At 58.8% G+C, this 13303-nt stretch carries 5 protein-coding genes and 5 pseudogenes; 8 read left to right on the forward strand and 2 right to left on the reverse strand.

Translation table 11 applies throughout. The features are described 5' to 3' along the window. Nucleotides 1–317: 317 nt before the first annotated feature. The 5 genes and pseudogenes from P6U16_RS25115 to P6U16_RS25135 all read left to right on the forward strand — a co-directional run. A pseudogene (locus P6U16_RS25115) lies at nt 318–954 on the forward strand (response regulator). 198 nt (nt 955–1152) lie between these two features. Continuing rightward, complete coding sequence (locus P6U16_RS25120) at nt 1153–1347, forward strand: hypothetical protein (protein ID WP_277704161.1); 195 nt, start codon at nt 1153–1155, stop codon at nt 1345–1347. A gap of 785 nt (nt 1348–2132) precedes the next feature. Beyond that, nucleotides 2133–7587, forward strand: a pseudogene (locus P6U16_RS25125) (AAA family ATPase). A gap of 190 nt (nt 7588–7777) precedes the next feature. Then, on the forward strand, nt 7778–8014 hold the full coding sequence (locus tag P6U16_RS25130) for a hypothetical protein (protein WP_277704162.1): 237 nt from the start codon (nt 7778–7780) through the stop codon (nt 8012–8014). A gap of 364 nt (nt 8015–8378) precedes the next feature. Further along, a pseudogene (locus P6U16_RS25135) lies at nt 8379–8708 on the forward strand (hypothetical protein); the annotation flags it as partial. Between the two features lie 1023 nt (nt 8709–9731). Here the strand turns inward: P6U16_RS25135 and P6U16_RS25140 are convergent. Then, a complete protein-coding gene (locus P6U16_RS25140) occupies nt 9732–10481 on the reverse strand; it encodes an SDR family oxidoreductase (protein WP_277704163.1) in 750 nt (249 codons plus the stop codon). A 228-nt stretch (nt 10482–10709) separates the two neighbouring features. Between P6U16_RS25140 and P6U16_RS25145 the strand changes: the two are divergent. The 3 genes and pseudogenes from P6U16_RS25145 to P6U16_RS25155 all read left to right on the forward strand — a co-directional run. Beyond that, nucleotides 10710–10944, forward strand: a pseudogene (locus P6U16_RS25145) (ABC transporter permease subunit); the annotation flags it as partial. 592 nt (nt 10945–11536) lie between these two features. After that, the gene (locus P6U16_RS25150; RefSeq protein ID WP_277704164.1) at nt 11537–11788 is read left to right on the forward strand and encodes an AbrB/MazE/SpoVT family DNA-binding domain-containing protein; all 252 of its coding nucleotides are present in this window, start codon (nt 11537–11539) and stop codon (nt 11786–11788) included. Next, nucleotides 11785–12183, forward strand: a complete 399-nt coding sequence (locus P6U16_RS25155; protein WP_277704165.1) for a type II toxin-antitoxin system VapC family toxin — start codon at nt 11785–11787, stop codon at nt 12181–12183. Before P6U16_RS25150 ends, P6U16_RS25155 begins: the two co-directional genes overlap by 4 nt. A gap of 75 nt (nt 12184–12258) precedes the next feature. Here P6U16_RS25155 and P6U16_RS25160 read toward each other — a convergent pair. Continuing rightward, nucleotides 12259–12669, reverse strand: a pseudogene (locus tag P6U16_RS25160) (transposase); the annotation flags it as partial. Between the last annotated feature and the right edge of the window lie 634 nt (nt 12670–13303).

The following is a 13303-nucleotide window of genomic DNA, read 5'->3' on the forward strand; positions in this document are numbered from 1 at the left end:
CAAATCCACATCGTGCTGGAAGGCCTACGTTGCCAATGTGAGCAGACCGGAGTCGTCGCGCTTTCCCCTTCATCGGTGGGCAACGGAACGACGCAAGGCGAAACGGACATTGATCAAAGTGCATTAACACTTGCCGCCGATTTGATTCCAGCGCATTCTGGAGTTGGAGGACGCTTCGTGCCGAACATTGAACGGGCTTGGATAAGAGTATTCTTGTCGCCAGGTGGGCGAAGCTCTGCTTGTGAGATTTCCTGTGAGTATCACGTGGGTGGCCGCACACGTCTCTGTCAACGTAGAGCCTGCGCAGGACTAAGCCTATGATCGAGGAACCACCAATCATCATCGTTATTGATGATGATCCTGCGGTTCGCGAGGCGCTTGGCAGCCTGCTGCGATCCGTCGGCTTGAAAGTGAAACTCCTTGCTTCGCTTGACGAATTCCTGGTACCAAGACGCCCGGCCGGGGCAACCTGCCTTGTGCTCGATGTTCGGCTTCCGGGGCGAAGCGGACTTGATTTCCAGCGTGAATTGTCGGCGGCGAATATTCAGCTCCCGATCATCTTCATCACCGGACATGGCGACATTCCAATGTCCGTCCAGGCGATGAAAGGGGAGCGATCGAGTTCTTGCCGAAACCGTTTCGGGATCAGGACCTACTCGACGCCATTAATGTGGGCATTGCGCGTGATCGCGCATGGCTCGAGAACGAAAAGGCACAGGCTTCGCTGCGTAGTCGTTTCGAGAGCTTGACGCCGCGAGAGCGTGAAGTGATGGCTCTGGTGGCGAGCGGGCGACTTAACAAGCAAATCGCCTTTGAGTTGGGCGTGAGCGAGATCACTGTGAAGGTCCACCGCGGCCAGGTCATGCACAAGATGTCCGCTGCATCTCTGCCTGAACTCGCTCTCATGGCAGATAAGCTCAAATTTGCCCCCTAAAGCCGCCAACGCACTCGTAAGTCCTGGCGGGGCGTATAGGTCACCCCTTCCCCTTTGATAATGCATCCTTCCCTGTGGCCAATAGCCCAGCAGGTGAACTCCTTCTATCTTTAAGGCTGTATCGTCCCGATCGTCCCCCCGGAGCCTCTCATCGCGGGAGTCTCCGCAAGCGAGATGGAAAAGTCGTGATTCAGAGCGGACTTAGGCAGACTGCTGATATGGAAGATTTCTCCCTCGCACGGATGGAGCTGATCGGCCTGGCGCTGACGGCCAACGGCTACCGTGCCAAAGACATCGCTGCACGTATCGGCGTCAGCGAAGAGAGATGGAAACATTGCTCTTCTGCGCCGAGCGGAAGCTGCGTGCGAAAAACAGGCTACACGCGGTTACCATCGCTGTCAGCCGAGGCTTGATCGGAATCGAAGTATAGAGGTTTTCCTCGCAGGGCCGATTCCGGTCCGGGTGCTGCAGGCGCCTTTTGGCGTTGACGTTGAGGTCCTCCTCCCGGCCATAAACGTCGCGAATGTTCGATGGCGGCGGACTAGCTGCGGCACCCAACAAGACAATGGCCCTCCGGCGCATCGCGCTTGGAGGGCTTCTTCTTTGTCATCTGATGCTCTATCAGGCTGTTGAAAGGCCGAGCCTCGCGCCGACCGACCGCATGCGATCTCGCCCGGAGCCGACGAGGCCTGGTTCAAAAGCCAACAACGATCCCACGTGGTCGGTCCGCGTACATGTCACGGCTGGGCAGAAAGTTCGCAATTGTCGCGATGTCATTAACCGAAGGTATCGCAGGGAGAAACCAGCTATAATTCTCGTTCGCCTCTTCAGTCGCTAGTCTCTACTCGTTGCCAAAACTATGGCAAAGTAGCGATTTACCCCTACGCTACCGACACGCTTCGGCTCCTCCTCCATCCGAAGCTCCGCAGGTCCCGTATCCGCCTGACCGTCCAGCCGCGCCTGGCGGTCTTCTGTCAGCATGATACGCCTGGGAACCGAAGGTGCCGCGGCCGCGCTGGGACGCTCGGGCGGGGTGTGGTAGAAGATCAGGAAGCGGTTGCGGCTTATCGGACGCGCGTTCGCCGCCTTTGATCGGACGGAACTCTGGAACAACGGCGGCAGGTCCACTAATACAAACGTGTAACTGCGCGGGCAAGTAAGAATATCCTCGTTATTCAGTGTCGGTGGAGATATTAGCTTGGAGGTTCTTTGTCAGGATGGTGATCGCGTCTTACGCCGCGAACTGCGCCGTGGCCCCGACGGCAAATGGAACCCAGCACTGGTCGTGCTTCCCGCCCAGGACCACCCCTCGCCTTCGAGCCTCGAGCGCCTCGACCATGAATTAGGCCTGAAGAATGAGCTGGATAGCGCATGGGCGGTGCGGCCGTTGGAATTGGTGCGCGAGGGCGGTCGGACGATGCTGGTGCTTGAAGATCCGGGCGGCGAACCGCTGGCCCGGTATCTCGGAACCCCTATGGAAACGGAGCATTTCTTGCGGGTCGCGATCGGCATCGCTGCTGCCCTCGGCAAGACCCACCAGCTTGGCCTGATTCACAAGGACATCAAGCCGGCCAATATCCTCGTAAAGGACGCGAGCGACGTGCGGCTCACCGGCTTCGGCATAGCTTCGCGCCTCTCCCGCGAACGGCAGGCGCCCGAGCCACCCGAAGTGATCGCCGGAACGCTAGCCTACATGTCCCCGGAGCAGACCGGGCGCATGAACCGCTCGATCGATTCCCGCAGCGACCTTTATGCACTGGGCGTGACCCTCTATGAAATGCTGACCGGGAACCTGCCCTTCACCGCTGCTGACCCGATGGAACTGGTCCACAGCCACATTGCACGGCAGCCGATGCCGCCGCACGAGCGGGTGGCGGGGGTGGCACCGGCGGTCTCGGCGATCGTCATGAAGTTGCTCGCCAAGACGGCCGAGGACCGATACCAGACGGCCGGCGGCGTCGAGCACGATCTGGGCCGCTGTCTCAGCCAATGGAAGGAGGAGTGCCGCATTGATGCATTCCCGCTTGGCGAACACGACAGTCCGGACCGCCTATTGATTCCTGAGACACTGTACGGGCGGGAGCGCGAGATTGAAACCCTGGTGGCGTCCTTCGACCGTGTGGTGTCGGGCGGCGTGCCAGAGCTGGTGCTGGTCTCCGGCTATTCCGGCATCGGCAAGTCGACAGTGGTCAATGAACTCCACAAGGTCTTGGTGCCGCCGCGCGGGCTGTTCGCGTCCGGCAAGTTCGACCAGTACAAGCGCGATATCCCTTATGCGACGCTGGCCCAGGCCCTTCAGGGTTTGGTCAAGGGACTCCTCGCGAAGAGCGAGGCCGATCTGGCACCATGGCGCGAGGCGTTGAGCGAGACGCTCGGCCCCAACGGACAACTCATGGTAGATCTGGTCCCGGAGCTGAAGCTCATCATCGGGGACCAGCCGCCGGTCGCTGAACTCTCGCCACACGACGGGCAACGGCGGTTTCAACTGGTGTTTCGGCGGTTCATCAGCGTCTTTGCACGGCACGACCATCCATTGGCGCTGTTCCTCGACGATCTCCAATGGCTCGACGCGGCGACGCTCGATCTGATCGAGGATCTGATGACCCGTTCGGATGTCCAGAACATCATGCTGATCGGTGCCTACCGCGACAACGAAGTCACCGCCGCCCATCCGCTCAGGCGCAGGCTCGACACGATCAGGGCCGCAGGCGGAAAGGTCGCGGAGATCAAGCTTGCCCCGCTCAGCCCAGAGCGTCTCCGGGCGTTGATCGCGGATGCGCTCCACAGCGAGCCCGAGCGCGCCACGCCGCTGGCACAACTGGTGCACGGCAAGACGGGCGGCAATCCCTTCTTCGCCATTCAGTTCATCTCTTCGCTCGCCGAAGAAGGATTGCTCACCTTCGATCATCACGCGGCATGCTGGTCGTGGGATCTAGGTCGCATTCACGCAAAGGGATACACCGACAACGTCGTTGACCTGATGGTCGGCAAGCTCAGAAGCCTGCCGCCCGAAACCAGACAGGTGCTGCAGCAGTTCGCCGGTCTCGGAAACATCGCGGATTACACCCTGCTTTCACTGGTTCTCGATATCCCTGAAAGCCGGATCGATGGAGCCCTTTGGCCTGCCGTCTCTCATGGACTGCTCGAGCGTCCGGTCGGCGCGTACCGGTTCGTCCACGACCGAGTTCAGGAAGCCGCCTATTCATTGATTCCGGAGGAGAAGCGCGGCGAGTTGCACCTTCGCATAGGGAGACTGCTCGCGGCGAACACGGCGCCGGAGTTGCTTGACGAGCATGTCTTCGACATTGTCAGCCAGCTCAATCGCGGCGCCGCATTGATCACCTCGGCGGAGGAGCGCGAGCGGCTGGCCGAGTTGAACCTGATGGCGGGCAAGCGCGCCAAGGCCTCGACGGCATACGCCTCGGCGCTCAACTATTTTGTTGCCGGCACGACAATGCTGGCGGAAGGCGCCTGGCAGCGCCAGCACCAACTGGCCTTCGCGCTTGAGCTGAACCGGGCCGAATGCGAGTTCCTTGTCGGCGCCCTGGGGAAGCGGAGGCGCGCCTGGCCAAACTGGCAAGCCACGCCGTCAGCCTGCCCGACCTGGCAACCGTGACCCGGCTGCGGGTGGACCTTTTCATGACCCTCGGCCGAAGCGCCCGCGCCGTCAGAGTCGGCCTAGACTACCTGCGCCGCGTCGACGTCACCTGGTCGGAGCATCCGACGAAGGACGATGTCCGGCAGGAATATGCGCGGATGTGGCGGCAGATCGGCGACCGCCCGATCAACGCACTGCTCGAACTGCCTCGGATGGTCGATCCGGTCGCGCGCGCGACGATGGCCGTCCTAACCTCGTTGGTGTCGCCGGCCTTGTTTACCGACGAGAACCTGCGCTGCCTCGTGATCGGTCGCATGGGGAATCTCAGCCTGGCGCACGGAAACGACGACGCATCGTGCTACGCCTATACCGCGGTTGGCAACGTGCTGGGGCTGTTTTTCGGCGACTACCAGGCAGGGTTCCGCTTCGGCGAGCTGGGCCTCGACATGGTGGAACAGAGTGGCGTGGACCGCCTCAAGGCCCGCGTCTACCTTGCGTTCGGGAACCTCGCCAAACCGTCCACGCGGCACTTCCCACCGGGGCGCCCAATCGCACGACACGCCTTCGACATGGCCCTGGGGGCCGGTGATCTAACCTACGCAGCGTTTAGCTGCAACAACATCCTCACCCAACTTCTCGCCGGTGGCAGCTCGCTCGCCGAAGTGCAGCGCGAGGCCGAGGCTGGGCTCGACTTCGCGCGTCAGGCGAAGTTCGATCTCGTCGTCGACCTGATCACCGCACAGTTCAGGCTTGTCCGGGCCCTCAGAGGCCAGACAGCGATCTTCGGCTCGTTCGACGATGCCGGGTTCGATGAGGTCCGGTTCGAGCAGCATCTGGAGGAGGACCCGCGCCTGTCGGTCGCAGCCTGCTTGTACTGGATCCGTAAGCTGCAGGCATGTGTCTTCGCCGGCCACCACGCAGCAGCCGTTGCGGTGGCGGCGAAAGCAGAACGCCTGCTTTGGATGTCGCCTGCTATTTTCGAGCGGGCGGAATACCATCTCTATGCAGCGCTGGCGCGGGCCGCGTTATGCGACTCCGCCCCCGCTACGGAGCATGCTCGCCACCACGAAGCGCTGGCCGCCCACCACCGTCAGCTCACGGAGTGGGCCGAGCACTGCCCGGAAAATTTCGCGAGCCGCGCCGCGCTACTCGGAGGGAGGTTGCACGCCTTGAAGGCCGCGAAATCGAGGCCCAGCGTCTCTACGAGCAGGCCATCCGGTCCGCCCGCGACAACGGCTTGATCCACAACGAGGCGCTCGCGTCCGAATTGGCAGCGCGGTTCTACGCCGCGCGTGGCTTGGAGACCAATTCCCACGCTCATATGCGCAACGCTCGAAATTGCTATCTGCGCTGGGGTGCTGACGGGAAGGCTCGACAACTCGATGAACTCTATCCCTATCTGCGAGCCGAAGAGTACGCTCCAGCTCTAAAGAGCACGATCGGAGCACCTGTCGAGCAACTCGACCTCGCAACCGTGATAAGGATTTCCGAAGCCGTGTCGGGCGAGATCGTACTCGAAAAACTAATCGACACGCTGATGCGCACTGCGCTCGAGCATGCCGGCGCGGGGCGGGGTGTGCTGCTCGTTCCAAGCAAAGGGGAACTCAGGTTGGAGGCGGTGGCCGAGACCACCGCCAGGGATTTCACCATGCGTCTGCGCCCTCCTGCAGGAAGCGTCCCTGTGCCCGAGGCGATCGTCAATTTCGTCGCGCGGACAAGTGAAGTCGTTATCCTGGACGACGCCTGTACCGAGAATATCTGGTTCGACGAGTATATACGCGACTTCAGGCCCCGGTCGGTGCTCGGTCTGCCACTCGTCAAGCAGGGCAGGCTGATCGCGCTGCTTTATCTTGAGAACAATCTGGCGCCGCGCGTCTTCACCCCGGCCCGGATCGCGGTGCTGAAGCTGCTCGCCTCGCAAGCCGCCACTGCGCTGGAGAACACCCGGCTCTACGAAGATCTCGCCGGACGCGAAGCCAGAATTCGGCGCCTCGTCGATGCCAACATTATCGGGATCTTTATCTTTAGCGTCGACGGCCAGATTCTGGACGCCAACGACGCATTCCTCCGCATGATCGGCTACGATCGCCAGGAGCTCGTCTCGGGCCGCATCCGCTGGACCGATCTGACTCCAGCGGAATGGCTTGACGGGGACACGAGACAAAGGGTCCCTGAGCTGAAGGAGACCGGCATCCTGCGGCCCTTCGAGAAGGAATATATTCGCAAGGACGGCAGCCGCGTGCCCGTGCTGATCGGCGGAGCGAGTTTCGAGGGGAACGAGGATGAAGGTGTAACCTTCGTGCTGGATATGACCGAGCGCAAGCGGGCGGAGGAGGCGCTGCAAAAGGCGCAGGCCGAGCTGGCGCATATCACGCGCGTGACGACGATCGGGGCCTTGACCTCGTCAGTCGCCCACGAAGTCAACCAGCCTCTAGCAGCCATTGTCACCAACGCCGATGCGGCTCTGCGCTGGCTCGCCGGTTGGCCGCCCGACCTTGACGAGGCACGCGAGGCGCTGAGGCGCATCGTCCGGGATGGACACCGAGCCGGCGAGGTGATCGGGAAGGTGCGTGCGCTTCTCAAGAAGAAGCCCGCTGTCGCCGGGCGAGTGGATCTGAATGGGTTGGTCGAAGATTCGGTCGCTCTTCTTCAAGGTGAATTGCGCCGCCATCCGGTCATCCTAAAGACCGAGCTGGTAGATGATCTGCCATTGGCGATTGGCGACAATGTGCAGTTGCAACAGGTGATCCTCAACCTGATGATGAATGGCATCGATGCCATGGCAGCTGTGACGGACCGACCGCGCGAACTGACGGTTTTGTCCAGGCTTGAGGGATCCGAGGCGCTAATCGCCGTCATGGACGTCGGCATCGGCCTGGACTTGCAGGTCGCAGAGAAGGCGTTCGAACCATTTTACACCACGAAAGCCGAGGGTCTCGGAATGGGCCTGGCCATCTGCCGGTCGATTATCGAGTCACACAGCGGCCGGCTTTGGGCCGGCATAAATGAGCCGCATGGAGCTGTATTTCAATTCACAGTGCCTCTGGCATCTTAACTTTAACGCTGTGCAGCGCGTATAGGCCACCCTTTCCCATCTGATAATGCATCCTTCCCTGTGGCCAATAGCCCAGCGGCTGAACCCCTTATATCCTTGGGCTTCCTTCTCTCTAGGTCGTATCGCTCCGTTCGGCCTACCTGAGTTTTGCACCCGGGAGGTGCCTGCATGCGATAGGGTAGGGTTGAACATGTCAGGTTCGAACGCTGTGGGAGGAACTGAAAAACCGCCGCTAGAAGAGTTTAAGCGTCGTTTCGTAGAACATGTCGCCATTCACACCCGTCAGGAGGTCGTGTACGGCATGCCTGTTCTCTTGTACGCAGAACGGATCGCTCGTGAATATTGGAAAACCGCCCAACATGGTCACACACCGGAAGCGTATGCGCAAGAAGACATAGACTTCTGGCCAATCGAGGTTTCCTCCTGATGTGGATCTGCTCTGCCCTAAAAGTAGTTCATTTTACAATATGGCTTTTGATTTCATATGCAGCGTAAGGCAGGGGCATGATCTTTCAACCAAACCGCGCGCGGAGTGGAGATCCAGCTGGCTTCCGCGAGAGCCATGACCGATTGCCAGCGCTGAGAAAGAACGAGTTGCGGAGTATCGCTTTGCAGCGAATTGTGACTGGCGCGCCCTGAAGAGATTGGAGCCGGCTGCGCAAACGCTTCGGGCCAATGCATCGCTAGTCATGCAGCTAGGAGCGAGCCAAAATCGTCGTCTGTAAATGTCTGCTCCAAGCCGAGCAAGCAGATCATTCCAGTTTTCTGAACGATTATTCCCGCCGAATAGCATGGAATCTATCGCGACATCCGCAAAAGAGCAGTCAATTGGTTTGGGCGAGGTCAATATCGCGGTCCATCAGATGGACCAGACCACACAGCAGAACGCGGCTATGGTAGGGCAGTCGACTGCGGCATCCGCTTCGCTGGCCCTGGAGGCTCAAAAGCTTCGCGAGCTTTTCAGCCAGTTTAGGCTTGACGGGCCGATACTCGAGCAAACGGCGGCGCTACGTGCGGTGATTAAGGCCATGGCTGGACAATCGGGGCATCCACTCGCGCAAGCAGGGGCGCTCGCCGCTAATCTGGACGTGTGTCAAAGTCCGCCTGCTTCGTCAACTTAACGAAGCAGGCGGTGTCGTTTGGCATTAACTCCCAAACGACATTTGCGTTGGCGCCCACATGATATGGGGTCGGAACAAGGCAGTGCGAAATCGTACGCTTAGCTCGACCGGAGCAAGGAATTGCGCCTAGGCATTTTCAGCAAGCGCTGAAACCTTAGTCGTGGCGTCACCCGACACCAACGTCCTACTACTCGGGCCGGTCGGTTAAGGCGCAGCCTGGCTGCGCTGCCTGTCTTAATCGATAGCGCCGCGGGGGACGGACAGTCGGATCAAGAGTCCGTTCGGCATCCACTCACTCGAGATATCGACCCCGAGGCTCTTGCTAGTGCCCTTCACTTGGTATGGCCCGGTTGCTGCTGGGATATTCTCGCACGATCGACAGTCCTACAGCATTGAGAAGAACGAGAAAGCCCCGGCGCAATTCGCTCAATTCGGCAGCGGCAGCGATTGGTGCATCGATCACCTCGTCAAACGCTCCTTTAAGGTCAGATGCCGTTCTACGTTCTTGCGCGTTGAAATTCGAACTTGCCATAACGATCACGACTAAGCCAAACATCCGCCGGACACTTCTGGCCTCTGTTGCGGCCCGTAGCCATTGAATTCTACATACAAGCATAACACCCCCAACCTTGTGCACTGCCACAACGCGCGAACACCCTTATGGTTCTAGGGGCGTCGAAACATGGTTAACCCGAAGTTAACACCGCGCCTCCTCCCTCCGTGGCCCGGATCTGCGTCCGCTCTAACGCATTCGCAAAAAGAAATTAGCTCGCCTTGAGTGGAATCGGACCGGCGACCCAGTTTTCTTAGTCGAATCCTTGGCTGACCGAAACATTGGGAAATCGGCGCTTTGGATGAATCCGTGCATGCATGTTGAGAGAAGCAGTGCATCGAAGCGTCAGCATTTATGTCTGGTTGTCGCATATATGTAGTGTGGACCGATCCCTGCAAGCGAGCCCTAATCTCGTCAAGCGCCACTCCGAACGCTTAGCGATTTGGTGGCGACAACATTTAGTTTTAGCGCTACTTGACGGCCGAGTTTCCACCGTCGGCAAACAAAGCAGATCCAGAAACGAAACTAGACATAGAGCTGGCAAGGAACAGGGCGGCTTGGGCAATCTCTTCCGGTTGCGCTATTCGTTTCATGGCATGCAGACCTGCAGCCCATTCCTTCTGCGCTTGGTCGCCAGCCATCGCGGTATCAGAGCCGCCGGGCATGAGTGCATTTGCCCTGATGCCGCTGCTGGCATAGTCGGCGGTGATCCCCTTTACGAGTCCCATCAATCCGGCCTTGGACGCTGCGTAAACCCCCATGCCCGGAAGACCGACGCTGGTGCCGACGAAACTAGATGTGAATATGATTGAGCCACCGCCTCTTTCCAGGAGAGCGGGGATTTGGCTGCGGCTTGCCACGAAGGCTGAGGTCAGATTGGTCTCTAGTGTCTCTTGCCATTCTGAGAAAGTGACCTCTGCGAGTGGCTTTATCGGGCCGACCGTTGCTGCATTGTTGAAAGCAATATCCAACCCACCGAAAACACGCACGGCGTCGGCAACCAGTTCATCGTGCGTGTCAGGTTGGCCCACATCACCCACCACCAGGTGAACGCTCCCGCGCTGACCCCGGATAGCCTCAGCGACTTTTTCTAAGCCCGATCTGCCACGAGCATTCAAGACCACGGCAGCACCTTCGGCGGCAAACAGCATCGCTGTGGCGCGGCCGATCCCTGATGATGCTCCGGTTATAATAGCGACTTTGTCTTGCAGCAATCCCATGATCCACTCCTTGTTGGGAGCTCAGCCATAGACGATGGGCTAAGCCCCTTGCCACCCGATTCCTGCTCTACAGCCACGCTCCGCACCTCCATGCCATAAGCGCATGCGACTGGCAGTGAAACTCTCGATCACGGTCTCTTGACACCGCCTATATGAAATATGCCCAAACGCAGTCCCGACGATCGACGCCGAAACTAAGAGAGGAGTGTTCCAAGGTGACCTTTCCAAATGATGCCCGAGTTGCTGAAGGCATTGCCTTTGCTCTCGCGATCACATTCACGGCCATGATCGTAGGGTTCTGCCTGGCGCTGATCGCAGCGACATTCAGGGTGGGCAGGATGCCGGTAATCAGTCAACTGGCTGACCTTTCTGTATCCTATGCCCGGAACGTACCTGTCTCCTCCAGCTGTTCGTTGCATTCTATGGCCTTCCATTGGTGCTCGCCTTGTTGGACGTCGAAGATTCGTAACGCGTTCCGTGTGAGAACGCCTGTCAGGCCGTCACTGCTAGATTGGACGGAAGGGCTTCACAGGCCTTAAGCTTGTGCAACGCCTCTGCGGTCGCCGCTTCCGCCCGTCAAATTTTCTCCGACTGAGTGAAATGCGCCGTAGACGCCGGAAGAGATTTCGCCAGTGGGCAAGAAATAGTCATGAGCACACCGGCGCCTGCCACAATGAAAAAGCCAGCGAAACCAATATGGAAGGCAACCCGGCCAAATCGATTTCTTAAAAACACTAGGTATCGTGTCACCGTAACGAGTACGGTTTTCTATGAGCTTCTCGAACCTAAAAAGACTGAAACACACCGATAAACTTGATTTATGGGTCCCAATCATCGAATTTTGCCTCAAAGGCTCGATTGCGATCCCTGGATATCAAGATGGTGGCTCACGGGTTTTAGCATCGCCGCGCATCAACGCTGACCTCATGGCCCCAGAGAAAACTCGCCTTTCTTTATATCGCCCAGTGGCAGCGGCCCAAGGTGTCATTCATGAAACTTGTTTGTAATGAATATTTCAATTACTGTATGGCCATACTCAGTAAGAGGGAATTCCCATGACTTCACTAGCGGTAACGATGAAAGGGCAGGTCACATTAAAGCGAGATCTCCTGCAACATCTCGGTATCAAGCCAGGTGAGCGGATCGAGTTCGACAAACTGCCGGGTGGTGAGCTTAGAATAAAGGCTGCAAAACCTGTGGGCACGATTGATAGCTTCATCGGACGGCACGCATCGAAGGTCAAGAAGCCGATGACGATTGAGGAAATGAATGAGATTGCCGCCTCTGGTTGGGCGAGTGAAGAGTGAGAATTTCAGTCGATACGAACGTGCTGGCTCGCGCTGTCTTGCAGGACGATGCGAAACAAGGTCGCGCCGCAAGCAAGCTGCTGAAAGAGGCTTCCCTGATCGCGGTTTCTCTGCCGTGCCTGTGCGAGTTGGTTTGGATACTGCGTCGGGGCGCGAAACTATCGAAGGAAGACGTAGCGGTGACGATCCGCGATTTGATGGATGCTGGTAATGTTGTGATGAACAGGCCCGCCGTTGAAGTCGGGCTTGCGATCCTCGAAGCCGGCGGAGATTTTGCGGACGGCATAATGGCCTATGAGGGCAATTGGCTTGGCGGCGAAACCTTCGTCTCGTTCGATAGACAGGCGGTCGAACTGGTGGTGCAGCAAGGGCAGGCCGCACAGCTCCTTTCCTAATTTGCGTCGGCCCATTCGATTTTTTCGAGTTGGCCTGTTTCGCAGCTTCTGGCCGATTAGGCCCGACCAGTACTATGGCCATTCACCTTCAATAGGCCGATCGAGGAAAGCTTTGACCTTGACGTCGATTTCCTCTCAAAGCCGTTACACCGGGCTCTTGGAGATGCCACTCATGCCCATTGCCTTCACGAGGTCATCGACGGAGCGCGTTGAGATGCCCTGGATGTAAGCTTCCTGAATGACAGCAGTCAGAGCCTTTTCGGCCATGCGACGCGGTTCCAGGAGGTTGGGAAATAGCTGCCGGTCCGCAGCGCGGGGTACGCAGTTCAACCGTGCCAGCCCGCGTGTCCCCAATCTCGATCGCGACGGACGTTTGCGCTGGGCAACACGAAGCGCACTCTTCTCGCCGTAGCCTGCGCCAGTCACAGCGCCAACTTCCAAAGCCCTCAGCTTCTCAGCGGCAAAGCCGATCATATCGCGCAGCAAATCTGCGTCTGTACTCTACTCAACAAGCGAACGCAGGTTCTTCACGTCGTCGGTCATCGGTGGTGTCCTTCAGGTTGGCTCTAAGCAACCCGACCCTACCGGAAATCACCGATGGCTATGAAATCGCAAAAGTGTTAGGGCGGGGACCGGATCTCAGGTGCAAATTGCCGGCGCCGGAGCGGCGAATGCCCTTGGCCTATCAACGCGGCAAAGAGCACCTATCTGACCAATGGCCCTCCCGCCGTGTAAGCGCGTCATAGATCTGCGCCACGCTTCGTCCAGCCATCTTATTGCTCCGGGCAGTGCTGCAGGCACCGTGGTCCAGGCCCTTCGTCACGTCGGAGCAATACGTGCCGCCGATGTTGCGCACGTAGCCTCCCGTCGCTGTCGTCAAGCGACAAAAACGCTAGGATCAAATGCGATCAAGGCCCGGCACGGATGCGGGCCGACGCTCGTCTCGACCGCCATCGCAGCGTCGGGTGAGAAAGACGGATAAGATAGCTCTCCTTCCCGCCAACGAACGAGCGGCCCTCTTTGGCGAGACCGGCGCTGGCCGAGATGTCGCCAATAAGATCATAGGAAAGGACTAGCCTGATGCCGTGCATCCCTGCCATGCTTTGACCGCAAGCCGATA

Origin of the sequence: Rhizobium sp. 32-5/1, assembly GCF_029537235.1 — a bacterium.
GTDB lineage: Bacteria > Pseudomonadota > Alphaproteobacteria > Rhizobiales > Rhizobiaceae > Pararhizobium.

Bases quoted from the DNA above. Each gene is read 5' to 3' on its own strand.
- P6U16_RS25120 (WP_277704161.1), top strand. From the start codon at position 1,153: ATGGAAGATTTCTCCCTCGCACGGATGGAGCTGATCGGCCTGGCGCTG.
- P6U16_RS25130 (WP_277704162.1), top strand. From the start codon at position 7,778: ATGTCAGGTTCGAACGCTGTGGGAGGAACTGAAAAACCGCCGCTAGAA.
- P6U16_RS25140 (WP_277704163.1), bottom strand. From the start codon at position 10,481: ATGGGATTGCTGCAAGACAAAGTCGCTATTATAACCGGAGCATCATCA.
- P6U16_RS25150 (WP_277704164.1), top strand. From the start codon at position 11,537: ATGACTTCACTAGCGGTAACGATGAAAGGGCAGGTCACATTAAAGCGA.